This is a genomic window from Nocardioides salsibiostraticola (assembly GCF_054783655.1).
Window position 1 is genome coordinate 18,215 of sequence record NZ_BAAGQD010000012.1, and the last position, 23,841, is coordinate 42,055.

The following is a 23,841-nucleotide window of genomic DNA, read 5'->3' on the forward strand; positions in this document are numbered from 1 at the left end:
GTTCAGAGGCTCCGGCACCGACCTCCACCCCCTCGTCACCCCCGCCGGTGACGGGTCTGCCGACCCCGACGTCCGCGCCACCCACCGCGCCCAGCCAGAAGCCCAGTCAGACGCCCAACGAACCCGAGGAGCTGGCGTACTCGACCTGGCCTTTGGGGACGCGTCCTCTGCCGTTGCGGGCGGACGGATTCGGGGAGATCCAGCCGACCCCGAAGTCGCTGCGCAACCGCCGGTACCCCACGGCCGATCCACTCGGGCCGGCGCCGCAGGACGGGACCTTCGTCTCGGACATCGCCGCGGTCTCCCCGGCCACACGTCGACGGATGGGCACGGCGTACCAGGACCTCTGCCCGGTGCCGTTGAGCGATCTGCGTTATCTGACCCTGACCTTCCGGGGCTTCGACGGACTGGCTCACCTCGGGGAGATGGTGGTCGCGGCGTCGGTCGCCCAGGACGTGGTCTCGGTGTTCGACGAACTCTTCGCCGCCGACTTCCCGATCGAGGAGATGCGGCTGGTCACCACCGCCGACATCGAGGCGCCGGCCACCGGCGACGGCAACAACACTGCCGCGACGGTCTGCCGACTGACGACCGGGTCCGCAACGACGATCTCCGCGCACGCGTTGGGCCTCGCCATCGACATCAACCCGTTCATGAACCCCTACCTCAAGGGCGACGTCGTGTTGCCGGAGCGGGCCAGCGCCTACCTCGACCGCCAACGGGACCTGCCCGGGATGATCACCGAGGGTTCGGTGGCGGTGCGTGCCTTCGACCGGATCGGGTGGACCTGGGGCGGTCGCTTCAACAGCCTGTCGGATTATCAACACTTCAGCGCCAACGGTCGGTAGGTCTGAGCCCATCCCTAGGATGAGCGCCATGGAAACCCTTCGACTCATCCTGCTCGTGATCCACCTCCTGGGCTGGGCCGCGCTCTTCGGGGGTTTGCTGGCCCAGTCGGACGCTCCCGTCAAGAAGGTCAACGCCGCGATGCGCGACGGCGTCGCCACCGCCTTCATCGCTGGTCTGGCCCTGACGGGCGTGCTCTCAGGCGGAGATGACCCGGTGAACGGGGCGAAGATCGCCGTGAAGCTTCTCATCGGGCTCGTGCTCGTGGTCCTGGTGATCGCCAACGCCCGCAAGGAAAGCATGCCGAGGGGACTGTGGTTGGGGATGATCGCGCTGGTGATCATCAACGTCAGCGTGGCGGTCCTGTGGTCCCCGGCGCACACCTGACGCGCGATGATCCCTGGGGGTGGCGCCGCGTAAGGTTCGATCCTGATGAACCTGCCACTGCCGATCCCCGAATTCGCCACTGAACCGACTGCCTCGACCCCCCGGAGTGGGCTGTCGACCGATGAGTTGCTGGACGGCCTGAACGAACCCCAGGCTGCTGCCGTGCGCCACAGTGGGGCGCCCCTGTTGGTCGTCGCGGGGGCCGGTTCCGGCAAGACCCGGGTCCTGACCCGCCGGATCGCGTGGCTGATCGCTGAACGCGGCGCCCACCCCGGCTCCATCCTGGCCATCACCTTCACCAACAAGGCGGCCGCCGAGATGAAGGAACGGGTGGAGGACCTGGTCGGGCGACGCGCCCGGATCATGTGGGTCAGCACCTTCCACTCGGCTTGCGTGCGCATCCTGCGCAAGGAGGCCGACAAACTCGGCTACAAGTCGAACTTCTCCATCTACGACGCCCAGGACCAGAAGCGGCTGATGACGCTGGTCCTCAAGGACCTCGACCTCGACCCGAAGCGGTTCCAACCCGGCGCGGTCCTGCACTGGGTGTCCAACCACAAGAACGAACTGAACGATCCCGAAGATGTGGCGGCAGGGACCCTCAACGGGTTCGAGCGTGACTACTCCGCGGCGTACACGCTCTATCAGCGTCGTCTGCGCGAGGCGAACGCGATGGACTTCGACGATCTGATCATGGCCACGGTTCACTTGCTGCAGGCGTTCCCCGCGGTCAAGGAGACCTATCGGCGCAGGTTCCGACATGTGCTGGTCGACGAGTACCAAGACACCAACCACGCGCAGTACGCCCTCATCGGTCAGTTGTGCTCCGATGACCCCGAACTCGTCGAAGAGGCCGTCGTTCCGCCGGCGGAGTTGATGGTGGTCGGCGACGCCGATCAATCCATCTACGCCTTCCGCGGGGCCAACATCCGCAACATCCTCCAGTTCGAGCAGGACTTCCCCAACGCCTCCTCGATCCTGCTCGAGCAGAACTACCGCTCGACCCAGACCATCCTGACCGCGGCCAACTCGGTGATCGGCAACAACCAGGGGCGACGCGAGAAGCGGCTGTGGTCCGAAGCCGGCGACGGGGAGCGGATCGTCGGGTACGTCTCCGACGACGAGCACGACGAAGCCCGGTTCGTCTCCGACGAGATCGACGCCCTGACCGACAAGGGGGTCAAGCCCGGCGACGTTGCGGTGTTCTACCGCACGAACGCCCAGTCGCGGGTCTTCGAAGAGATCTTCATCCGCACCGGTCAGCCCTACAAGGTCGTCGGCGGTGTGCGCTTCTACGAACGCCGTGAGATCCGTGACGCCATCGCCTACCTGCGGATGCTGGTGAACCCCGATGACCAGGTGTCGGTCCGTCGCATCCTCAACGTTCCCAAGCGGGGGATCGGGGACCGGGCCGTCGGCTGCGTGCAGGCCTACTCCGAACGCGAGCGCATCACCTTCTGGGAGGCGCTGCGCCGCGCGAACGACGCACCGGGTCTCGCCACCCGCAGTCTGAGCCAGATCAAAGGATTCGTGGCGATGGTCGAGGAACTCCAGTCGATGGTGCAGGCCGGGGAGCGGGCTGACGTCGTCCTCGAAACCGTGCTCGCCCGATCGACCTACCTCGACGTCCTCGAGGAGTCCGACGACCCCCAGGACGCCACCCGCCTGGAGAACCTCGCCGAGCTCGTGGCCGTCGCCCGCGAGTTCTCCGACGACCCGGTCGCCGGGCCGTCGGCGGACCCTGCCGATGTCGATGCGGGACTGGTGGCGCCCGGGCTGGGCGACTTCCTCGAACGCGTGGCCCTGGTCGCCGACACCGACCAGATCCCCGACGAACCGGACCCCGAAGCGGAGGACCTGGGGGTGGTGACCCTGATGACCCTGCACACGGCCAAGGGGTTGGAGTTCCCGGTGGTCTTCCTCACCGGACTGGAGGACGGGATCTTCCCGCACTCCAGGTCGCTGGGGGACCCCACCGAGTTGGAGGAGGAGCGTCGCCTCGCCTACGTCGGTCTCACCCGCGCCCGGGAACGCCTCTACGTCTCCCGTGCAGTGGTCCGCTCGGCCTGGGGCGCGCCGTCGCACAACCCGGCCTCCCGTTTCATCGACGAGCTGCCCATCGACCTGGTCGACTGGCGCCGGACCGAAGCGGCGATGAGCCGCTGGACGCGACCCGACCTCACCGACTCCTCACCCGCCGCTCGGATGGGTGCGCCGACCTCCGCGGGACGTCGAAACTTCACCTCGGCCGCTGCTCGGGCCGATGCGGCAGCGAAGTCGAAACCGGCCCGAGAGGTCCCATCGCTGGACCCGGGCGACCGTGTCCTGCACGACTCGTTCGGAATGGGCACCGTGGTGTCGGTCCAGGGTGCGGCCGAGAAGGCCGTCGCCTCGATCGACTTCGGCTCCGAGGGCGTCAAGCGCCTCCTGCTGCGCTACGCACCGGTCGAGAAGCTGTAGCGGCACGCTGGTCGAGGTGCGAAGGCCGTCAAGGCCTGAGCCTCGACACCCCTGTGGTCAACGCGCCCAACCCGGAAGCGTTTGACCGAACCAGGTGAACTAGAACAGGCCGTTGTTCTGCAGGGCGGCGTACGGGTCCACGGGGTCGCCGCCACCGGGGCGGACCTCGAGGTGCAGGTGAGAGCCCGTGACGTTCCCGGTGGCACCGACCGAACCGATGACCTGACCGGCGCGAACGGTTTCTCCGACGCTGACGAAGTAGGAGGTCTGGTGGGCGTACCACATCTCGGTGCCGTCTTCGAGGGTGATGACGGTCTTGTTGCCGTAGGCGCCTTCGTAGCCAGCTGAGGTGACGACACCGCCTGCGACGGCCTTGATCTGGTCGCCGGTCTCTCCGTTGAAGTCGAGGCCGGTGTGGGAACTGGCCCAGAGGCCGTACTGGCCGAAGCGAGCGGTCAGGACAACCGGCTCGAGGGGGTAGACCCACTGGTTGTCGGCGATCTTCTCGGCCTGCTGCTCGGCCTGCTGGGCGAGTTGGCCCAGGGCGGCGTTGCGCTGCTCGGCCTGCTTCTCCGCTACCGCGACGAGCGAGGAGTCGGCGACCGCGTTCAACGCGTTGCGGCGTGAGTCCCGGCTGACCGGGGCGCTGCGTGTGCCGGACTGGGCGCTGACGCTGGCGACACCGCCCTCACCGCTGAGGGCGCTGGCGCGCTGGATCTGACTGGAGATCGACGCCGAGGAGGCGGTGGCGGCGAACTCGGGACCGGTCGAGACCACGGCCCCGCCGACGGCCACGGCGATCGTGGCGATGCCCACGGCCACCGGGGCGGTGGGGAGGAACCTGAACACAGGGGGGCGCGAGCCGGCGCGACGGACGGCCCTGCGCTTTCCGGAGGGGATGACGGAGACCAGCGGGAACTCAGCAGTGGTCTCGACGTCGTTGAAGTGGTGGGTGAGATCGACCTTCACCTGTAGGGGGGAGGCGGTCGCGGTCGTTTCGATGCTTGAATCAGAGAGCAGAGTGGAGGCCGTTGCCGGCGCTTCGGGCGACTCCGTGGTCACGCGTCCGGCGACCCGACGGCCGGCGTAGGGGGTCGCTGCGGTCGTGGAGGGTCGTCGATCCGCGCGTCGTGTGGCTTTGTGGTGACCCATAGACCAACTTCTCCGTACGCTCGGTGAACTGTTTCGTGTCGCGGGGGCTTGCTGCAGGGGCGTGGGGCAGTAGTGCCGGGGGAAAGAGATGGAACAGCCAGTAGCCCGCCGCAGACTGTAACGGAAAGGTCACGGCCGGGCGAACTCGTGCTGGACTGATTGTGCACAACTCGGGCAGTGGTTCGTGGGGGAACCCGACAAAATGTGGTCTGGGCCACGTCGAGGGCCTTTGGTGGCGGGGATTCTCACCGCCACTCGCAGATACCTGGACGTCCTACTAGTCTGTGGTCATGATCTCCACCACTCCCGCGCCGACGACCGACGATGCAGCCCTTGGCACCACCGGAGACAACAGCACTCACCGGTTGCGCATCGTGGTGGGCAAGCCCGGTCTCGACGGACATGACCGCGGCGCCAAGATCGTGGCGCGCGCCCTGAGGGACGCCGGTCACGAGGTCATCTACACGGGTCTGCATCAGACGCCCCAACAGATCGTGGAGACCGCGATCCAGGAGGACGCCGACCTGGTGGGCCTCTCGGTCCTCAGTGGCGCTCACATGACGCTGTTTCGCAAGTTGGTCGAGTTGTTCGCCGAGCGCGACGCCTCCGACATCGTGCTGTTCGGAGGAGGGATCATTCCGGAGGAGGACATCCCTCTCCTGGAGGAGATCGGGGTCGCCAAGGTCTTCACTCCGGGCGCTGCCACCACCGAGATCACCGACTGGGTCGCCCAGCACTTCGCTGAGTGACCACCCACCGGTCGATGCCTCGCGGTGGTTGATCAGCGGGACCGGATTTCAACAGACCTGCTAACTGCCCTAAGGTGCATCGGTGGAGCCGAGGCACCCTGGTTCGTTTTTTGGGGGTGGCTCGGACACCCCAGCCAATGGTGCGCAGCGGCTCGCGCTGCACCGTCGATACAAGGACATGGTGGATCAGTGGATCTCATGGAATTCCAGGCGAAGGAACTATTCGCCAAGCATGACGTGCCTGGTGCCCTGGGCATCGTCGCGACGACGCCGGCCGAGGCCCGCGCCGCGGCCGAGAAGCTCGGTGTGTGCGTGGTCAAGGCTCAGGTCAAGGCCGGAGGCCGGGGCAAGGCGGGTGGCGTCAAGCTCGCCAAGACCCCCGACGAGGCCGAAGAGCACGCCGAGGCGATCCTCGGCATGGAGATCAAGGGACTGACCGTCCACCGGGTGCTCATCGCCCCGGCCGCGACGATCGAGGAGGAGTACTACTTCTCGTTCCTGCTCGACCGCTCGAACCGCCAGTACCTCTGCATCGCCAGCGTCGAGGGTGGTGTGGAGATCGAAGAGGTCGCCAAGACCAACCCGGACGCCGTCAAGCAGATTCCGATCAACCCGGGCGTCGGTGTCGATGAGGCCAAGGCCCGCGAGATCGTGGCCGAGGCAGGCTTCCCCGAGGTCCTGACCGAGCAGGCCGTCACCACGGTGCTGAACCTGTGGAAGGCCTTCGTGGAGGAGGACGCGACTCTGGTCGAGGTCAACCCGTTGGCCCGCCTGGCCGGCGACAAGCTCGAGGCGCTCGACGGCAAGATGTCCCTGGACGAGAACGCCGAGTTCCGTCACGAGGACCACGCGCAGTTCGAGGACAAGGACGCCGCGGACCCGCTCGAGGCCAAGGCGAAGGCCAAGGGCCTGAACTACGTCAAGCTCGACGGAGCCGTCGGCATCATCGGCAACGGCGCCGGTCTGGTCATGTCGACCCTCGACGTGGTCGCCTACGCCGGCGAGGCGCACGGCAACGTGAAGCCCGCCAACTTCCTCGACATCGGTGGTGGCGCCTCGGCTGAGGTGATGGCCAACGGTCTCGACGTCATTCTCAACGACGAGCAGGTCAAGAGCGTGTTCGTGAACGTCTTCGGCGGCATCACCTCCTGTGACGCCGTCGCGAACGGCATCGTCGGCGCGCTGGAGATCCTCGGTGACGAGGCCAGCAAGCCGCTCGTGGTCCGTCTCGACGGCAACGCCGTCGAAGAGGGTCGTCGCATCCTCGAGGAGGCCAACCACCCGCTGGTGACTCTCGTCGACACCATGGACGGCGCCGCCGACAAGGCCGCCGAACTCGCCCACGCCGCAGGCGCTTGAGAAAGATCGAGGACTGAATTGTGTCTATCTACCTGAACAAAGACTCCAAGATCATCGTCCAGGGCATCACGGGCGGTGAGGGCACCAAGCACACCGCGCTGATGCTCAAGTGCGGCACCCAGGTCGTCGGTGGGGTCAACGCCCGCAAGGCCGGCACCAAGGTCGCGCACAAGGATGCCGACGGCAACGACATCGAACTGCCCGTCTTCGGAAGCGTCGAGGAGGCGATGAAGGAGACCGGTGCGAACGTGTCGGTGGCCTTCGTGCCCCCCGCGTTCACCAAGGACGCCTGCCTCGAGGCCATCGACGCCGGCATCGAACTGCTGGTCGTCATCACCGAGGGCGTTCCCGTGCAGGACACGGCCGAGGTCTGGGCCTACCTGGACGGCAAGTCCACCCGCATGATCGGCCCCAACTGCCCCGGCATCATCACCCCCGGCGAGGCGCTCGCCGGGATCACCCCGGCGTCGATCTCCGGCTCCGGCCCGGTCGGTCTGGTGTCGAAGTCCGGCACCCTGACCTACCAGATGATGTTCGAGCTGCGCGACTACGGCTTCTCGACCGCCATCGGCATCGGTGGAGACCCGATCGTCGGCACCACGCACATCGACGCCCTGGCTGCGTTCGAGGCGGACCCCGACACCAAGGCGATCGTGATGATCGGCGAGATCGGCGGCGACGCCGAAGAGCGGGCCGCGGAGTACATCAAGGACCACGTGACCAAGCCGGTCGTCGGCTACGTCGCCGGCTTCACCGCACCGGAGGGCAAGACGATGGGCCACGCCGGCGCCATCGTTTCCGGTTCCTCTGGCACGGCGCAGGCCAAGCAGGAGGCCCTCGAAGCTGCGGGCGTGAAGGTCGGTAAGACGCCGTCCGCGACGGCCGAGCTGATGCGGGAGATCCTCAAGAACATGTGATCGGTCGGCGCTCGGCAGGCCGTCCCTGACAACCACCGCCCGTTTCTCCTGTTCCTGGGAGAGGCGGGCGGTCGGCGTTTGTGTCGCCCCTTCTGTATCGATTGCTGAGTTCTCGTCGGGCTCCTCGCCCAGGGGCTCGTCGCACCTCAACCAGCGACGGGGCTCGTCGCACCTCAACCATCGGGGCTATCAGCTGGCGCGCAACCGCTGTCGCACGTCGAACTGGCTTCCGGGCACTGAGGCAAGGCCGAGCAGGTCGGCCGCGAAGTTGGCCAGGTCGCCGTTCCGGATGGGCTGCTTGCCGGCGTAGGAGACCCTGCGCCGGCCCGGGTCGCGATAGGACGGGTTGAGCTTGTAGAGGTTGGCGCGGTCGATGCCCTGGCCCCAGACCAGGAACGGGACGCGGTAGTTCACCAACTGCTTGGGATCGAAGTGGTCCTTCCCGACGCCCCCGTGGTCGGCGGTCAGGATCACGACGGTGTCGGCGAGAGCGGCATGGTTGTCGATCGCCTTGAGCAGCTTGCCGATCAATGTGTCGACCTGTCGTACCGCCCGGAGGTCGGGCCGGGACTGGAAGCCGCGGTCGTGTCCGACCTGATCGATCTTGCCGAAGTGGACAAAGGTGAAGTCGCGACCCTTCTTGATCAGGTCAGCACGTGCCGCCTTCATCAAGGAGCGATCCCGCTCCTCTTTGATGACGAGCCGATCGATGGCCCGGGGCCAGGATCTTTTGAGGATGGAGAACTTCGTCTTGGTCGAGAACACGGCGCTGGAGCCTCCGGCCTCGGCCACCTGGTTGAACACCGAGGAGACCGGCCCGCCGGCTGCGCTCTGGACCGTGCCTGGACGATCGTCGTTGAAGTCGACGCCGTGCCCGCCGCGCCGCGCGTTGACGCGTCGTCCGGTCACCATGGAGACGTGATTCGGCAGGGTGTAGGTCTGCTCGTAGGTCGTCCGAGCGTTGAGGGTGCCGGCGCCCCGCCGGATCAACCGGAAGAGGTTGGGGGCACCCGCGCGCCCCACCTTGCGGATCGCCGCCGGGCTCAGGGCGTCGACCGAGATGGCCAACACACGTGGGGCCTGTGCACTGCTGGCTGGGCTAGCGCTCAGGGCAGTCTGAGCAGTCGGGGCCGGTGCGGCAACGGCGACCGGAGCCCCGGTGAGGATCAGGCCGAGAGTGCCTGCGGTGAGGAGGGAGCGGAGCATGCGGGGGAGCGTAGCAACGTGACGTGTGTCCCAGGGGCCACCAGAGTTGCGGTGCCGGTCTTACACTTCATCGATGCCTCCGCTCTCTTCGACGATCTCCGGATCTGTGGATGCGCCGATCGGCATTTTCGACTCGGGCTTCGGAGGACTGACTGTCGCCCGTTCGGTGATCGATCAGTTGCCCCACGAGTCGGTCCTCTATCTGGGCGACACGGCGCGGGCGCCGTACGGGCCCAAGCGCATCGGGGAGGTCCGCGAGTACGCCCTGGAGTGTCTCGACCACCTGGTCGACCAGGGGGTCAAGGCGCTGGTGATCGCGTGCAACTCCGCCAGCGCGGCGATGCTCCGCGACGCCCGGGAGCGGTACGACGTGCCGGTCGTAGAGGTGATCTACCCGGCCACCCGTCGGGCCGTGTCCACCACACGAAACGGCCGCATCGGCGTGATCTGCACCCGCTCGACCGCCGACTCACGCGCCTACGACGATGCGTTCGCGGCGGCACCGCAGATGGTCCTGACCACCCAGGCCTGTCCGGCCTTCGTTGACTTCGTCGAGCAGGGCATCACCGGTGGTGAGGACCTGATCTCCGCGGCTCACGAGTACCTGGACCCGCTGACCGCCGCCGGGGTGGACACCCTCGTGCTCGGCTGTACCCACTACCCGTTGTTGACCGGTGTGATCTCCTACGTCATGGGCGACGGGGTGACGCTGGTGAGCAGCGCCGAGGAGTGCGCTCAGGACGTCTACAAGATGCTGGCCGACACGGGACTGATGCGCACCGAGGGGGAGCCGACGTACTCCTTCCTGACCACGGGAACCCCCGAGGATTTCGAGACGATCGGCCGCAGGTTCCTCGGACCGGAACTCGCCGCTGCCGGGCAATTCATCGGGGGACTGGTTTGATCATCGGCAAGAGGGCTGAACCTGAGGTGGGGAACATGAGGGGTGGGACATGAAGGTCACCGTGATCGGTTGCTCGGGCTCGTATCCCGGACCGGACTCGCCCGCGAGTTGCTACCTCTTCGAGGCCTACGACGGCCCCGACGGGAACCGGCGCACCTGGCGGATCCTGGTCGAGCTCGGCAACGGCGCCCTCGGCGCACTGCACAACTACGTCGACCCGCTCACCATCGACGCTGTCTTCCTCTCCCACCTTCACCCGGACCACTGTCTGGATCTGTGCGGCTACTACGTGATGCGTAAGTACCACCCCACCGGCCGGCAACCCACGATCCCGGTCTACGGCCCCGTCGGCACGGCCGACCGGATGGCGCGTGCCTACGACCTGCCCGATGGCCCCGGCATGGCGGAGGAGTTCGACTTCCGCTCCTATGACGGACCGATCAAGATCGGGCCCTTCTCGATCGTGGCCGTGCCGGTGGTTCACCCGGTCGATGCGTTCGGTCTGCGGATCAAGGCCAACGGCATCACCATCGGCTACAGCGGAGACACCGGCCCCTGTGAGGGTCTCGATCGCGTGGCCGCCGGGGTGCACCTGCTCCTGGCTGAGGCATCCTTCCGCGAACACGACGACAATCCGCCGGATCTCCACCTCACCGGGGCCGACGCCGGTCAGGCCGCGGCTCGTGCGCACGCCAAACGACTCGTGCTCACCCACATCCCGCCGTGGTTCGACAAGCAGACCATGCTCACCGAGGCCCGGGTGAACTACACCGGACCGATCGAACTGGCCCGGCCCGGCGCGATCTACGACTTCGACTGATCGCGAGTCTCAACGGTCCCTGAAGGTCGGCGTTGCGGCGTTCCATCTTCATCGGAAGTAGTGCACGCTGGGCGCATGATCGAGGTTTCAGGGCTCACCAAGACGTACGGCGGCTTCACGGCCGTCGACGACGTCAGTTTCGTCTGTCGTCCCGGACAGGTCACCGGCTTCCTGGGACCCAACGGCGCCGGGAAGACCACCACCATGCGCGTCATGGCGGGCTTGACGCCCGCTACCCGTGGCCGGGTCACCATCGGCGGGCATCTCTACCAAGACATCCCGAACCCCGGCCGCCACGTGGGCGTGCTTCTCGACGCCTCAGCGCAGCACGCAGGCCGCACCGGTCGGGAGATCCTGATGATCGGCGCCGCGACCATGGGTCTGCCCGACTCCCGGGTCGACGAGATGCTGGCGCTGGTCTCCTTGGACCCGAAGGAGTCGAAGCGCCGCCTGCGCAACTACAGCCTGGGCATGAAGCAGCGACTCGGCATCGCCCACGCCCTCCTCGGCGACCCGTCGGTGCTGATTCTCGACGAGCCCGCCAACGGCCTCGATCCCGCGGGAATCCGCTGGATGCGAGGCCTCCTGAAGGGGTACGCCGACCGCGGCGGCACCGTGCTGCTCTCGAGCCATCTCCTCAACGAGGTCGAACTCATCGCCGACGAGATGATCCTCATCGGGCACGGCAAGATCGTCGCGCAAGGAGACAAAGCGACGCTCCTGGCCATGGACGGCACGGTGAGCACCCTGGTGATGTCGCAAGACAACCAGGGGCTGACCGAGGCACTGAAGCGAGCCGGGTTCGACGTACAACCCGAAGGAAGCGGCCTACGGGCCTCCTGTGCGCCGCAGGACGTCGGTCGAGCAGCGATCGAGGCGCGCATCGTGCTGACCGACCTTCGAACCGGGTCGGCCGGCCTCGAGGACCTCTTCCTCGAGTTGACGTCCGACACCCAACGCGACGTCACTGCCCCAGGAGTAGCCCGATGAGTTCGACCTCTAGTTCCTACGCCCCGTTGGACTTCAGCGACACCTCGCAGGTGCCGATGGGGCGCTTGGCCAAGGTCGAGGTCCGCAAGGCCCTCGACACCCGGGCGGGACGGTGGCTGATCATCGGGGTGCTCGCACTGCTTCTCGTGGTTCTCACGATCTTCGCCCTGGTGGGCAATGACGTCGACAAGGACTACGGCACGTTCTTACAGATCTCCGGGGCGACCCTCGGCTACTTCCTGCCGATCGTCATCATCCTGCTCGTCACCAGCGAGCAGAGCCAACGCACCGGTCTGGTGACCTTCGCCCTCGAGCCCCGACGCTCCCGCGTGGTGATCGCCAAGTTCCTCGCTGGGCTGACCCTGGGGGTGGGCCTGATCATCTTGGCGGCTCTCGTCGCGGCCGTCGGCACCCTGATCGGGGTCGCTTCGGGCGCCTCGCCGAGTTGGACCCCGGAGTTCTCGCTGATCTTCAACGGCTTCGTGCTGGCCAACCTGATCGGGGTCTTCACCGGCTTCGCGATCGCCATGCTCCTGATGAACACCCCGGCCGCGATCGTGGTCTATTTCATCTACAGCCTGGTGCTGCCGATCGCTTCGGGCATCCTGTCCAGCATCAGCAGCGGCTTCGAGAAGATCGCGCCGTGGGTCGAGTTCAATACCGCACAGAGTCCCTTGTTCGTGGGCGATGGTTCGTTGACGGGCCAGGAGTGGGCCCAGTTCGTGGTCGCAGGCACGATCTGGTTGATCGTCCCCCTCGCACTGGGTGTGGCCCGACTGCTCCGCATCGAATTCAAGTAGGTGGGCCCCGACTACTAGGGTCGGCCCCATGACTTCTCCCACCCCACGCGAAGACGGCCGGGCCGACAACGAACTGCGCCCGGTCACCATCACCCGCAACTGGCTGGACCACGCGGCCGGCTCGGTGCTGATCGAATTCGGCAAGACCAAGGTGCTGTGCTCGGCCTCGGCCAGCGAGGGTGTGCCGCGCTGGCGCAAGGGCTCCGGCCTGGGTTGGGTGACCGCGGAGTACGCCATGCTCCCGGCCTCCACCAACACCCGCTCGCCGCGCGAGTCGGTCAAGGGCCGCATCGGTGGCCGGACCCACGAGATCAGCCGTCTGATCGGCCGCTCCCTGCGCGTGGTCATCGACGACAAGGCGCTGGGAGAGAACACCATCCAGCTCGACTGCGACGTCCTCCAGGCCGACGGCGGCACCCGCACCGCCGCCATCACCGGGGCGTACGTCGCTCTGCACGACGCCTGCGCCGCCCTCGGGGTCCCCGGGGCACTGACCGGTTCGGTCGCCGCGATCAGCGTCGGCATCATCGACGGTACGCCGCGCTTGGACCTGCCCTACGTCGAGGACGTCCGCGCCGAGACCGACATGAACGTCGTGATGACCGCCGACGGGAAGTTCGTCGAGGTCCAGGGCACCGCGGAGGGTGCGGCCTTCGACCGCGCCGAGCTCGACGCACTGCTGGACCTGGCCGGCGAGGGCTGCGCCGACCTGATCCGTAAGCAGAACGAGGCTCTGGGGCGCTAGCCGATGGTCGAGCCTGTCGAGATCTTCCTCGCCTCCCGCAACGCCAAGAAGATCGCCGAGATGCAGCGGATCCTGGTCGAGCACCTGCCCGGCATCCGGGTGCTCGGCCTGGACGACGTCGCCGCCTACGACGAACCCATCGAGGACCATCCGACCTTCGAGGGCAACGCGCTGGTCAAGGCGCTGGCGGGCGCGGCCATGACCGGGCTCCCCACCCTCGCCGACGACAGCGGGCTCTGCGTCGATGCGCTGAACGGCATGCCGGGAGTGCTTTCCGCACGCTGGTCCGGCTCCGCCAAGGGGGATGACAAAGACGCAAGGAACAACCGGCTGCTGCTCGATCAACTCACCGACGTACCCACCGAGAGGCGCGCAGCGCACTTCGTCTGTGCGGTGGCCTTCGTGGACGCCCGGGTCGAGGGAGGTGCCGCCATCGTGGTGGAGGGGCGGATGAGCGGTCGGGTGCTCCACGAGGTGCGCGGCGAGGGAGGTTTCGGGTACGACGTGCTCTTCGAGGCCGACGACCACCCGGGCCTGGCGACCGCGGAGCTGTCGGCGGCGGAGAAGGACGCGATCTCCCACCGAGGCCACGCACTGCGCGAGATCGCACCTCTGGTCGCCGCCGCGTTGGCCCCCCGGTAGATTCCGAGCGTGAACCGACACTTCTTTCTCCGACGCAACCTGGCCCGTTTCCTGTTGCGCATCGTCCGGTGGAAGCCGGTGGGGACCCCGCCGCAGGCGGGCATCCTGGTGGGCTACCCGCACACTTCCAACTGGGACTGGGTGCTCAGTGTCCTGATGGCCTGGACGCACAACGTGCAGCTGCAGATCCTCGTGAAGGAGTCGTTCTTCAAGGGACCTCTGGCGCCGATCATGCGGGCTAGCGGAGCCATCGAACTCGACCGCGACAACCCCGGCGCCACCATCCGCGAGTTGGTTGCACGGGCCAAGTCGGACGAAACTTTTCTGCTGGCCATCGCTGCCGAAGGAACCCGCGGCAAGGTCGAGTTCTGGAAGTCCGGCTTCTACCGGATCTCCCAGCAGACCGGGTTGCCACTCACCCTGTCGTTCCTCGACGCACCCAGCCGCCGCGTCGGCTTCGGTATCACCTTCCAGCCCACCGGTGACGTTTCGGCGGACATGGACCGGATCCGCGAGTTCTACGCCGACAAGCAGGGCATCTACCCCGAGAACACCTCGCCGCCCCGGCTGCGGGAAGAGGGCGAGACCCTCAGCTGACAGATGCGCTCTCTGTCCTCCGGATGCGCTTGCTGATCAGCACACCCCAGGCCGCGGCCATGAAGAACATCAGCAGCGAGTAGACCGCGGCGGGGACCGCGACCTCGTTGACCTCGAGGATGTTCTCGGCCACGAAGATCGCCAGGGTGCCGTTGTGGACGCCGATCTCGAAGGACGAGGCGATCGCCTGTCCCTGGACGATGCCGAAGGCGCGGGGGACGGCGTACCCCACGACGAGGCTGATCGCGCAGAACAGGGCGGCGGCAGCGCCGACCGAGGCCAGGTAGTCGCCCACGTTCTCGGCTTCTCCGGCCAGGATCCCGATGACCAGGACGGCCAGGATCACCGCAGAGGCGATCCGCACCGGGCGGTCCATCCGCTCGGCGAAGTCGGGGCGTCGGGAGCGGACGGCCATCCCGATCGCCACAGGGACCAGGATCAGCACGAAGACCTTGATCACCTCGACCGGGGGAAGGCTGACGGTGTCGCCCTGGTCGAAGTAGGCGATGGCCAGGTTGGTGATCACCGGAAGGGTTGCGATCGCGATCACCGAGTTGATCGCGGTCAGCGTGATGTTCAGGGCGACATCGCCCCGGAACAGATGGCTGAAGAGGTTCGCCGTGGTGCCACCGGGGGAGGCGGCCAACAGCATCAGCCCGATCCCGAGCAGCGGCGGCAGATCGAACAACAGCACCAGACCGAAGCAGATCAGCGGCAACAGGAGCAACTGGCATCCCAGCGCCACGACCACCGCCTTGGGGTGCTCCCGCACCCGGCGGAAGTCCCTCAGCGTCAGATCCAGCCCGAGGCCGAACATGATGATCCCCAGTGCGATCGGCAGTCCGATCTCCGTCAGTGCTCCACCCATGCGCGGAGCCTAACCCCCTGTGAGCGGCGTCACAGGTAGTCGAGCTACTCCCAGGTCCAGGAATCCAGAATCTCGTCGAACACGTCCTTCGCTCCGGCGTCGCCCTTCTCGGCGCTCAGGGTGATCGAGTAGACCGCACCGTCGACGACCGCCAGATAGGCGGTCTGTGCCACCGAGACGTCCTGGTTGTTGACGCTGTCGAGGGTCGCGGCGATGACCTTCTCGCCGCCGATCTGCGAGTCCGGGCCCGGCTTCGGGGTGACGCCCACGGCGTTCCCGAGGTTGCCCTGCCAGCTCTCCCGCAACTCCTCCAGGTCGGTGACCTCGGCCGGTTGGCGTTCCACGATCAGGTTGGCGCGACCGCTCTCGATGTCGGGACCCCACGTGGCGACCGTGTCGATGGCGCCGGGTGGGTTCTGTGCCAGCACGTCTTCGCTGACGTCCTGCCACTCGTCGGGCAGTGTGTAGGAGTAGCCCTCCCCGGACAGGAGGCCCGTCTCATCAGCGGGGTCCTCGGAGGCGTCCTGGGACGGGTCGGCGCTCTGGCTACTGATGGGCGCGTCGGCACTCGGCCCGTCGTCGCCGCTGACCAGCACGACGACTCCGATGATGATCGCGCTCAACGCCAACACACCCGCGGCGATCAGACCGACGATGAGGCCGACGTTCTTCTTCGACGACGGCTTCTGGCCCGGTTGGTAGGGGGCCGGCGGATACTGAGCCGGTGGGTACTGGCCCGGTGGGGCAGGAGGTACGCCGTCACCGCTCGGTCCCGGCGGTGTCCACTCCGGCGGCTGCTCCGGTGGTTGGCTCATGGTCGCTCCTGACCGATCGCGAGACAGGCATCAATAGGGTTCATCGTGCCGGAGGGGGGACTTGAACCCCCACGCCCTAGAGCACAGGTACCTAAAACCTGCGTGTCTGCCAATTCCACCACTCCGGCTCGCCAGGAAGTCTAGTGCCGACCCGGCGTCGTCCTACGCCAGCCCGAGGTCGCGATGAAGCTTGGCGACGTGGCCGGTGGCCTTGACGTTGTACTGCGCGAGTTCGACGGCACCGGCGGGGTCGACCACGAAGGTCGAGCGGATGACTCCCTCGACGACCTTGCCGTAGAGCTTCTTCTCGCCGAACGCACCGTAGGACTTCATCACCGACCGATCGGGATCGGAGAGCAGGGTGATGGTGAGCCCGTCCCGCTCGCGGAACTTGGCCAGCTTCTCCGGCTTGTCCGGGGAGATGCCCAGCACCGTGAACCCGGCAGCGGCCAAGGAGTCGAAGGACTCGGTGAAGTCGCAGGCCTGCTTGGTGCAGCCGGGCGTCATCGCCGCCGGGTAGAAGTAGACGATGACCCGCTTGTCCTCACCCAGGAGCGAGGAGAGGGTGACCTCGGTGCCCTGATCATCGGTCAGGGTGAAGTCGGGGGCGGGATCGCCCATGGCGAGTCGGGTCTGGTCGGTGGTGGGCATGGAGGCTCCTTCTCGCGCAACTGCGGGCCAGAGGTAGTTGCACATTGTTTGCAATAACGTAGGGTTTCCTCAACCAACTTACTGATGGCCAACTGGTAGGAGACGCCCGCATGCACGTGCCCGATGGATTCCTCGACGCACCGACGTCGATCACCACCGGTGTGATCGCCGCGGGTGCCGTGGCGGTGGCGTTGCGCAAGGCCCGCACCGAGTTGGACGACCGGACCGCGCCCATGGCCGGACTGGTCGCGGCCTTCATCTTCGCCGCGCAGATGATCAACTTCCCCGTGGGCGCCGGTACGAGCGGTCACCTCCTGGGAGGTGCGCTGGCGGCGGTCCTCGTCGGCCCCTGGACCGGTGCCTTGTGCATCAGCGTCGTGCTCCTGGTCCAGGCGCTGTTCATGGCGGATGGCGGGGTCACGGCCATCGGCACGAACATCACCCTGATGGGCATCGTCGGCTGCTTCGTCGGGTACGCCGTGTTCCGCCTGGCCCTCGCGGTGCTCCCGAAGCGTTCCTCCAGCATCGCCCCCGCCGCCGCGGTGGGCGCGTTCGTCTCGGTCCCGGCTGCCGCAGCGGTGTTCACCCTGCTCTTCGCCATCGGTGGGGTCGCCCCCATCGACGCCAGCACCGTGCTGACCGTGATGCTCGGCTGGCACACCCTGATCGGCCTCGGCGAGGCCGCCATCACCCTGCTGGTGGTGGGCTCGGTGGTTTCCGTGCGTCCCGACCTGGTGCACGGCGCCCGCGGTCTGGTCTCCACCCGTGAACTCGAGATCCGGACGGCCACCGCATGAGTGGGCAAAGCATGAGTGGGCAGAGCATGAGCGGTCAGACCGAGAAGCGTCCGCGCATGTCCACGCGGACCTTCGCGATCCTTGCGGTGCTGGTGACCCTGTTGATCGCGGGTGTCGGGAGCTACTACGCCAGCGGCAGCCCCGACGGTCTGGAGTACGTCGCCAAGGACAAGGGCTTCGACGACACTGCGCAGACCCCCAAGACCGACGACGGCCTCTTCAGCGGATACGACACCAAGGGCATCGACAACGATCGGTTGGGCGGTGGGGTGGCCGGGGTGGCCGGCGTACTCCTCGTTCTGGCTCTCGCCGGGGGACTGACCTACGTCGTGCGCCGTCGTACGAAACACGAGACGGAAGCGAGCGACACCCACTAGTGGGCGCGGGACACGGTCACCGTCTGCACTTCCACGGCCACAGCGTGGTGCACCGCTTCCCGGCGCATCTGAAGATCCTGACTCTGCTGGCCTTCGTGCTCCTGGCGGTGGCGACACCGCCGCGGTTCTATCCGGCGTACGCCGTCTACCTGCTGATCGTGGTCGCGGTGATCCTCACCGCCCGGGTGCCGTTGGGCTACATCGCCAAGCGGATGGTCATCGAGGTGCCCTTCATCGTGTTCGCGGTGCTGTTGCCGTTCGTGGCCACCGGACCTCGGGTCGAGGTCCTCGGCCTGAGCGTGTCGGAGGCCGGACTGGTCGCGGCCGGAACGCTGCTGGCCAAGGGCACCCTGGGCGTGATGGCGGCCCTGACCCTGGCGGCCACCACCGAACCCTCCGAGGTCCTGGTTGGTCTGCAGAAGTTGCGGATGCCCGACCTTATCGTCCAGATCATGAGCTTCATGATCCGCTACCTCGACGTGGTCACCGCCGACCTGGGACGCATGCTGGTCTCGATGCGGTCGCGTGGCGTCGACCCCCGATCCCCGCGGCACTGGCCCGCGCTGGCGCGCTCCCTGGGGGCGTTGTTCATCCGCTCCTACGAGCGGGGCGAACGGGTCCACCTCGCCATGCTCTCGCGCGGCTACGACGGAAGGATGCCCCGGTGATGAACAGGTGATGTGCTCATGAGTGTGCCCGTTCTCGACGTGCAAGGACTTGCCTACGCCTATCCCGACGGGCACCAGGCCCTCTTCGGGGTGGACCTCCATGTCCATGCGGGGGAGCGGGTCGCGTTGCTGGGACCCAACGGTGCCGGCAAGACCACCTTGGTGTTGCACCTGAACGGCATCCTGGCCGGCGGGGTCGGATCGGTGCAGATCAGTGGGCTACCGGTCGAGAAGGCCAACCTCGCCGAGGTACGCCGCCGCGTCGGGATCGTATTCCAGGACCCCGACGACCAACTCTTCATGGGCACCGTCCGGGCCGACGTGGCCTTCGGGCCGGCCAACCAGGGACTCAAAGGGGCGGAGTTGGAGGCCCGGGTGATGTCGGCCCTGACCCAGGTCGGGATGGCCGAGGTGGCCGACCGGCCGCCGCATCACCTGTCCTTCGGCCAGCGACGTCGCGTCGCCGTGGCCACGGTGTTGGCCATGGAGCCCGAGATCCTGGTCCTGGACGAGCCCTCCTCCAACCTCGACCCCGCCTCGCGCCGCGAGCTCGCCGACATCCTGCGGGGACTGGACGTCACGGTCCTGATGGTCACCCACGACCTTCCCTACGCCCTGGAACTGTGTCCCCGATCGGTCATCCTCAGCGACGGACACGTGGTCGCGGACGGCTCCACCCTCGAGGTGTTGAGCAACGAGACGTTGATGGCTGAACACCGGTTGGAACTCCCCTTCGGCTTCGACCCGCGGACCATTGGTAACCTGCCCTCGTGAGCAACGAACCCTCTGACATCGAGCGCGAGATCGAAGAAACGCGCGAGCGCCTGGCCGGCACCATCGACCAGCTGCTCTACCGCTCGCACCCCAAGACGATCGTGAGTCGTGAGATCGCCGCGATCAAGGCGGTCTACGTCGACGCCGAGACCGGGGAACCCCGCACCGACAACATCCTCAAGACCGTGGGCGGTGTGCTGGGCGTGATCGTTCTGTTCGCGACGGTCCGCAAGATCGCCTCCTAGATCACCCGCCAGATCTCCATCGCACCCCGCGGAGGATCCGTGCTCCCGATCAAGATGCTGCACGACCGCGTCCTGTGTGAGCTCGACGGTGACGCAGGCGAGCGCAAGTCCTCCGGGGGGATCGTCATCCCCGCCACCGCGGCGATGGGCGGCAAGCGCCTGGCCTGGTCGAAGGTCGTGGCGGTCGGACCCCACGCCCGCGCGGTGGAGGTGGGGGACAAGGTCCTCTACGACCCTGAGGACAAGGCCGAGGTCGAGGTCAGCGGTGACACCTACGTCGTGATGCGCGAACGCGACGTGCACGCCGTAGCGGCCGACCGGTTGGCCGACGAGGCCGCCGGCCTCTACCTCTGAGCCTCGAGCCGCAGACCTCGGACGCCTCGGGTCCGTAACCATCGCCCCACCTGGTGCGTTGGAGCACTGTGCGCACTCGACTCAAGCAATCCCTCGCGACCCTGGCGTCGCTCTCCCTGATTCCCCTCGCCACGGTGAGCGCCTTCGAGGCCGGTGCCGCTGCGGCCCCTGCCGCGATCCCCGGCTCGACCAACGCCACCGCAGAGCCGGCCACGGTGCTGAGCAAGAAGGGCAACGGGAAGTACCGCGCCCGGATCGAGACGACCAAGCACGGGATCCCGCACATCACGGCCAAGGGGTTCGGTGGCCTCGGCTACGGCTCTGGGTACGCCGCCGCCGAGTCGTCGGTCTGCACCCTGTTCGACACCCTGGTCACCGGTCGGGGGCAGCGTTCGCTGTTCTTCGGACCCGATGCCCGCTACGACGACCAGGTGACCCTGGAGGCCTCGAACCTCCAGGTCGACGCCTTCGTCACCGACCTGCACAACCGCCGGGTCGTCGAGAAGCTCTTCGCCGGTCCCGCGGGCCCGGAGCGCGAGGCCAAGCAGATCGTCAAGGGGTACGCCGCCGGGGTGAACCGCTTCATCCGGGAGACCGGTCGCCGGGGAGTGACCGACGCCGAGTGCAAGGGCGCGCAGTACCTCAAGCCCAACGTCAAGGCCGTCGACCTCTGGTACGGCGTCTACTTGGCCAACCTGCTCGCCTCGGCGGGGGTGTTCGTCAAGGAGGTCGTCGACGCCGCACCCCCGACTCCCGGCGATCCCGGTCTGCCCGATCTGCCGCTGCGCGCCTCGCAGGTCGATCGGGACGCCCTGCTGGCCGGCCTGGGCAAGGACCCCGCCGCAGCCTTCGGGTCGAACGCCACCGCCGTGGGCGGCGAGGACACCTCGACCGGCAAGGGCATGCTGCTCGGCAACCCGCACTTCCCCTGGCGCGGGCGCTACCACTTCACCCAGCAGCAACTCACGATCCCGGGGAAGTACGACGTCGCCGGGGCCTCGCTGATCGGTTCGCCGGTGGTCAACATCGGGTGGAACAAGGACGTGGCCTGGAGTCACACCGTCTCCACGGCGTACCGCTTCACGCCCTATGAGTACAAGACGCCCGTCTCGGGCACGACGTACCTCACCGACAGCGGACCCCGTGAGCTCGAACGACGCCTGGTCAAGGTCCGGGTACGCCGCGCCAACGGATCGGTCGGCACGGTCACCGAGGACCTCTACCGCACCCCGCAGGGTTACGTGCTGGACGCCCCGGCGCTCTTCATGCCGTGGAGCCCGACGAGCTTCTGGGCCTTCCGTGACGCCAACGCCGAGCATCTGCGCACCATCGACACCTTCCTGCAGATGGGGAAGGCCACCAACGTCCGCGACCTGTTGCGTCGTCAGGACAAGGGCGGCGGGATGCCGTGGGTGAACACCACCGCAGCCGACCGGAGCGGCAACGTGCTCTACGCCGATCACTCGGTGGTGCCCAACGTCCCGACCGCGCTGGCGCAACGCTGCATGACCCCGGTCGGCCGGGTGCTCGACGAGGTCGCCGGGCTCCCCGGTCTGGACGGCACCTTCGCCGACTCCTCCTGCGCCTGGGGCACCGACGCCGACGCCCAGCGTCCCGGCATGTTCGGTCCGGCCAACCTGCCCGCCGTGGTCCGCCGCGACTGGGTGCACAACGCCAACGACTCCTACTGGCTGCCCAACCCCGACGTGCGGCTCGAGGGCTTCGCGAACATCATCGGGTGCGAGAAGTGCGAGCGCACGATGCGCACCCGCATGGTCGCCCAGTACGTCATCGACCGTCTGGCCTCCGGCCGGAAGGAGACCCCGGCGAGCTTCCGGCGGCACGAGCACGCCAACCGTCTACGAGGCGCCGAGGTGATGCGGGCCGGAGGAGCACTCGACCAGGTCTGCGCGGCCACCGGGGAGACCAAGGCCTGCGCGGTGTTGAAGGCCTGGGACGGTCGTTCCCAGCGCAGCAGCGTCGGCACCCACATCTTCGAGGAGTTCGCGAACCGCACCCCCGACCAGGGGTTGTGGCGTACGCCGTTCTCCGCGGCGGACCCGCTGAACACGCCGCGCGACCTGAACGCGGCGAACCCGCAGGTCGTCGCGGCCATGCAGGGCGCCATCGACTCGCTGCGCGCCCGCAAGATCCCCTTTGACGCCACCTGGGGCTCGTTGCAGGTCGCCGGCGACCGGGGTGCGCCGGCCATCGGGCTCGGGGGTGGCGACGGGGGCCTGATCGGCAACGCGAACGTGTTGTCCTCCCGCAACCCGGAACGCAACAGCGGGCGCTACAAGCCGATCACCTACGGCTCCTCGCACATCCAGGCCATCGCCTTCCAGAAGAAGGGGAAGGTCAACGCCCGCACGATCCTGACCTACAGCCAGCAGGAGGACCCGAAGGCCCGCTACTCCGCGGACCAGACCCGGATCTTCGCGAAGAAGCAGTGGGTCAAGTTCGCCTGGACCCGCAGTCAGATCAAGAAGGACCTGGTCGACAAGGTGATTCTCCAGGGCCGGTAGTCGCCGCGGGTCAGGAGACCCGACGGGCCCCGTCCGAGGCGGCCGCGACCATCGTGGACGGCGCGGCGAATCCAGCCTCGGCGTACGCCGAACGCACCGCAGCGGTCACCTCCTCGACCGTGTCGGCGTCGGCGAGGGCGAGCACGCATCCACCGAAGCCGCCACCGGTCATCCGGGCGCCGTAGGCACCCGCCGTCAGTGCCGTCTCGACCGCCACATCCACCTGCGGAACAGTGATCTCGAAGTCGTCGCGCATCGAGGCATGCGACGCCGTGAGCAGCGGACCGATCACCCGGGGGTCGGCCCCTGAGCGCAGGAGGTCGATGGTGTCCAGCACCCGCGCGTCCTCGGTGACCACGTGTCGCACCCGACGCCGGACCACCGGATCCTCGATCAGGGACTCCCGATGGGAGAAGTCGTCGGGGAGTACGTCGCGAAGAGCGGCCACGCCCAGGGCGGTCGCCCCGGCCACACAGGCCGCACGCCGGTCGGCGTACCCGCCCTCGACCAGCGCGTGCTCGGTCCGGGTGTCGATGATCAGCAGGGCCAGACCGTGGGATCCCAGGTCGAACGACACAGGCTCGACCTCGAGGCTGCGGGTGTCGATGAACAGGACATGACCAGCGACACCGTGCAGCGACGCCATCTGGTCCATGATCCCGGTGGGAGCGCCGACGAAGTCGTTCTCCGCGGTCCGGATCAGCAGGGCCAAGGAGGTCCGGTCCAGATCGATGTCGCTCAGTCCGAGCAGGGCCACCGCGACCGCGCACTCGAGGGCGTGGGAGGACGACAACCCGGCTCCTCGAGGCACATCGGACTCGATCACGAGATCGGCGCCGCCGATCGGGTGACCGGCCCCCCTCAGGGCCCAGGCCACACCCGCGGGGTAGGCACCCCACCCGGGGATGTCACCGGGGGACAAGGCGGTCACGTCGCATTCCAGGGGCTCCCCGGTCTGCCCGGAGGTGACCCGCAGGATGTTGTCGCTGCGGGCTCGGCCTGCGACGCCGACGCCCTGGGCCAGAGCGAGCGGCAGGACGAATCCTTCGTTGTAGTCGGTGTGCTCACCGATCAGGTTGACCCGCCCCGGGGCGAACCAGACGCCGTCCGGCGCAACCCCGTGGGTGGCGGCGAAGGCGTCGGCGGCCCGCCGAGCGGGTTCCGTCCAGGCGATCACGTCGCAGCGTACCTCG

General features: G+C 67.5%; 26 protein-coding genes and 1 tRNA gene. 20 read left to right on the forward strand and 7 right to left on the reverse strand.

Annotated features, from left to right (window positions below; all coding sequences use genetic code 11):
• The first annotated feature begins 47 nt into the window (after positions 1–47).
• Genes ACYVLV_RS06855 through pcrA form a run of 3 tightly spaced genes read left to right on the forward strand, consistent with a single transcriptional unit; the run spans position 48 to position 3,693 of the window.
• Positions 48–848 carry a M15 family metallopeptidase gene (locus tag ACYVLV_RS06855; protein ID WP_460808769.1) on the forward strand — a complete coding sequence of 267 codons (801 nt, stop codon included), beginning with the start codon at positions 48–50 and terminating at the stop codon, positions 846–848.
• Between the two features lie 28 nt (positions 849–876).
• A complete protein-coding gene (locus tag ACYVLV_RS06860; RefSeq protein ID WP_460808770.1) occupies positions 877–1,233 on the forward strand; it encodes a hypothetical protein in 357 nt (118 codons plus the stop codon).
• Positions 1,234–1,278: 45 nt separating this feature from the next.
• The gene (gene pcrA / locus ACYVLV_RS06865) at positions 1,279–3,693 is read left to right on the forward strand and encodes a DNA helicase PcrA (protein WP_460808771.1); all 2,415 of its coding nucleotides are present in this window, start codon (positions 1,279–1,281) and stop codon (positions 3,691–3,693) included.
• 99 nt (positions 3,694–3,792) lie between these two features.
• Here pcrA and ACYVLV_RS06870 read toward each other — a convergent pair whose 3' ends face one another.
• Positions 3,793–4,845 (reverse strand): M23 family metallopeptidase, encoded by a 1,053-nt coding sequence (locus ACYVLV_RS06870; protein ID WP_460808772.1) that lies wholly within the window; start codon positions 4,843–4,845, stop codon positions 3,793–3,795.
• A gap of 290 nt (positions 4,846–5,135) precedes the next feature.
• On the opposite strand from ACYVLV_RS06870, the gene ACYVLV_RS06875 reads away from it, so the two are divergent.
• The 3 genes from ACYVLV_RS06875 (at position 5,136) to sucD (ending at position 7,870) form a co-directional block, all read left to right on the forward strand.
• Entirely contained in the window at positions 5,136–5,594 is a 459-nt protein-coding gene (locus ACYVLV_RS06875) for a cobalamin B12-binding domain-containing protein (RefSeq protein ID WP_460808773.1), read from the forward strand.
• 189 nt (positions 5,595–5,783) lie between these two features.
• A complete protein-coding gene (gene sucC, locus ACYVLV_RS06880) occupies positions 5,784–6,953 on the forward strand; it encodes an ADP-forming succinate--CoA ligase subunit beta (RefSeq protein WP_460808774.1) in 1,170 nt (389 codons plus the stop codon).
• A 20-nt stretch (positions 6,954–6,973) separates the two neighbouring features.
• Entirely contained in the window at positions 6,974–7,870 is an 897-nt protein-coding gene (gene sucD / locus ACYVLV_RS06885; RefSeq protein WP_460808775.1) for a succinate--CoA ligase subunit alpha, read from the forward strand.
• 189 nt (positions 7,871–8,059) lie between these two features.
• Here sucD and ACYVLV_RS06890 read toward each other — a convergent pair whose 3' ends face one another.
• Positions 8,060–9,076, reverse strand: coding sequence for an alkaline phosphatase family protein (locus ACYVLV_RS06890; RefSeq protein WP_460808776.1), 1,017 nt, complete (start codon positions 9,074–9,076; stop codon positions 8,060–8,062).
• A gap of 73 nt (positions 9,077–9,149) precedes the next feature.
• Here ACYVLV_RS06890 and murI point away from each other — a divergent pair, with 73 nt between their 5' ends.
• The 7 genes from murI to ACYVLV_RS06925 all read left to right on the forward strand — a co-directional run bounded on the left by murI (position 9,150) and on the right by ACYVLV_RS06925 (position 14,574).
• Complete coding sequence (gene murI, locus ACYVLV_RS06895) at positions 9,150–9,980, forward strand: glutamate racemase (protein WP_460808777.1); 831 nt, start codon at positions 9,150–9,152, stop codon at positions 9,978–9,980.
• 49 nt (positions 9,981–10,029) lie between these two features.
• On the forward strand, positions 10,030–10,800 hold the full coding sequence (locus tag ACYVLV_RS06900; RefSeq protein WP_460808778.1) for an MBL fold metallo-hydrolase: 771 nt from the start codon (positions 10,030–10,032) through the stop codon (positions 10,798–10,800).
• Positions 10,801–10,875: 75 nt separating this feature from the next.
• Positions 10,876–11,790, forward strand: coding sequence for an ABC transporter ATP-binding protein (locus ACYVLV_RS06905; protein WP_460808779.1), 915 nt, complete (start codon positions 10,876–10,878; stop codon positions 11,788–11,790).
• Positions 11,787–12,590 (forward strand): ABC-2 transporter permease, encoded by an 804-nt coding sequence (locus ACYVLV_RS06910; RefSeq protein WP_460808780.1) that lies wholly within the window; start codon positions 11,787–11,789, stop codon positions 12,588–12,590. The genes ACYVLV_RS06905 and ACYVLV_RS06910 overlap by 4 nt, the downstream gene beginning before the upstream one ends.
• A 28-nt stretch (positions 12,591–12,618) precedes the next feature.
• Positions 12,619–13,335 carry a ribonuclease PH gene (rph, locus tag ACYVLV_RS06915; protein ID WP_460808781.1) on the forward strand — a complete coding sequence of 239 codons (717 nt, stop codon included), beginning with the start codon at positions 12,619–12,621 and terminating at the stop codon, positions 13,333–13,335.
• Between the two features lie 3 nt (positions 13,336–13,338).
• On the forward strand, positions 13,339–13,977 hold the full coding sequence (locus ACYVLV_RS06920; RefSeq protein ID WP_460808782.1) for a non-canonical purine NTP pyrophosphatase: 639 nt from the start codon (positions 13,339–13,341) through the stop codon (positions 13,975–13,977).
• Positions 13,978–13,986: 9 nt separating this feature from the next.
• On the forward strand, positions 13,987–14,574 hold the full coding sequence (locus tag ACYVLV_RS06925; protein WP_460808783.1) for a 1-acyl-sn-glycerol-3-phosphate acyltransferase: 588 nt from the start codon (positions 13,987–13,989) through the stop codon (positions 14,572–14,574).
• Here the strand turns inward: ACYVLV_RS06925 and ACYVLV_RS06930 are convergent.
• The 4 genes from ACYVLV_RS06930 to bcp all read right to left on the reverse strand — a co-directional run bounded on the left by ACYVLV_RS06930 (position 14,567) and on the right by bcp (position 16,908).
• The gene (locus ACYVLV_RS06930) at positions 14,567–15,442 is read right to left on the reverse strand and encodes a bile acid:sodium symporter family protein (protein ID WP_460808784.1); all 876 of its coding nucleotides are present in this window, start codon (positions 15,440–15,442) and stop codon (positions 14,567–14,569) included. The genes ACYVLV_RS06925 and ACYVLV_RS06930 overlap by 8 nt on opposite strands.
• Before the next feature lie 44 nt (positions 15,443–15,486).
• Positions 15,487–16,257 carry a hypothetical protein gene (locus ACYVLV_RS06935; protein ID WP_460808785.1) on the reverse strand — a complete coding sequence of 257 codons (771 nt, stop codon included), beginning with the start codon at positions 16,255–16,257 and terminating at the stop codon, positions 15,487–15,489.
• A gap of 46 nt (positions 16,258–16,303) precedes the next feature.
• Positions 16,304–16,385, reverse strand: a tRNA-Leu gene (locus tag ACYVLV_RS06940).
• 34 nt (positions 16,386–16,419) lie between these two features.
• On the reverse strand, positions 16,420–16,908 hold the full coding sequence (bcp, locus tag ACYVLV_RS06945) for a thioredoxin-dependent thiol peroxidase (RefSeq protein ID WP_460808786.1): 489 nt from the start codon (positions 16,906–16,908) through the stop codon (positions 16,420–16,422).
• Between the two features lie 110 nt (positions 16,909–17,018).
• Between bcp and ACYVLV_RS06950 the strand changes: the two genes are divergently transcribed.
• The 7 genes from ACYVLV_RS06950 (at position 17,019) to ACYVLV_RS06980 (ending at position 22,648) form a co-directional block, all read left to right on the forward strand.
• Positions 17,019–17,705, forward strand: a complete 687-nt coding sequence (locus ACYVLV_RS06950) for an energy-coupling factor ABC transporter permease (RefSeq protein ID WP_460808787.1) — start codon at positions 17,019–17,021, stop codon at positions 17,703–17,705.
• Positions 17,706–17,731: 26 nt separating this feature from the next.
• Entirely contained in the window at positions 17,732–18,082 is a 351-nt protein-coding gene (locus tag ACYVLV_RS06955) for a PDGLE domain-containing protein (RefSeq protein ID WP_460808788.1), read from the forward strand.
• Between the two features lie 44 nt (positions 18,083–18,126).
• A complete protein-coding gene (gene cbiQ, locus ACYVLV_RS06960) occupies positions 18,127–18,750 on the forward strand; it encodes a cobalt ECF transporter T component CbiQ (protein WP_460808789.1) in 624 nt (207 codons plus the stop codon).
• Between the two features lie 18 nt (positions 18,751–18,768).
• Positions 18,769–19,524: an energy-coupling factor ABC transporter ATP-binding protein gene (locus ACYVLV_RS06965; protein WP_460808790.1), complete on the forward strand. Its 756-nt coding sequence runs from the start codon at positions 18,769–18,771 to the stop codon at positions 19,522–19,524.
• Positions 19,521–19,769, forward strand: a complete 249-nt coding sequence (locus ACYVLV_RS06970) for a DUF3618 domain-containing protein (protein ID WP_460808792.1) — start codon at positions 19,521–19,523, stop codon at positions 19,767–19,769. Before ACYVLV_RS06965 ends, ACYVLV_RS06970 begins: the two co-directional genes overlap by 4 nt.
• 54 nt (positions 19,770–19,823) lie before the next feature.
• Positions 19,824–20,123, forward strand: a complete 300-nt coding sequence (locus ACYVLV_RS06975) for a GroES family chaperonin (protein WP_460808870.1) — start codon at positions 19,824–19,826, stop codon at positions 20,121–20,123.
• 68 nt (positions 20,124–20,191) lie between these two features.
• Positions 20,192–22,648 carry a penicillin acylase family protein gene (locus ACYVLV_RS06980; RefSeq protein ID WP_460808794.1) on the forward strand — a complete coding sequence of 819 codons (2,457 nt, stop codon included), beginning with the start codon at positions 20,192–20,194 and terminating at the stop codon, positions 22,646–22,648.
• Between the two features lie 10 nt (positions 22,649–22,658).
• On the opposite strand, the gene galK is transcribed toward ACYVLV_RS06980, so the two are convergent.
• On the reverse strand, positions 22,659–23,825 hold the full coding sequence (galK, locus tag ACYVLV_RS06985) for a galactokinase (protein ID WP_460808797.1): 1,167 nt from the start codon (positions 23,823–23,825) through the stop codon (positions 22,659–22,661).
• Between the last annotated feature and the right edge of the window lie 16 nt (positions 23,826–23,841).